The organism is Pseudomonas sp. UBA4194 (assembly GCF_002379585.1).
GTDB lineage: Bacteria > Pseudomonadota > Gammaproteobacteria > Pseudomonadales > Pseudomonadaceae > Aquipseudomonas.
This window is the reverse complement of record NZ_DFUE01000040.1, coordinates 33,439-33,663: the sequence shown is the minus strand read 5'-3', so window position 1 is coordinate 33,663 and position 225 is coordinate 33,439.

Sequence of the window (225 nt, the reverse complement as noted above, 5' to 3'; positions counted from 1 at the left end):
CTGCACGCCGCTCCTACAGGTCACCCCCACCACACCCAGAACCCAACGCCCCCCGTCGAAACGGCGTACACGGCCGAACACCCATGCGCCCCCGTCGAGACGGCGCACACCCCCGAACACCCCCCCCCCCATCGAAACGGCGCACACCCCGAACGTCCATATGCCCCCCGTCAAAAAGGCGTACACCCCGTGAATGGCCATGCACCCCACCCCTGTAGGAGCGGC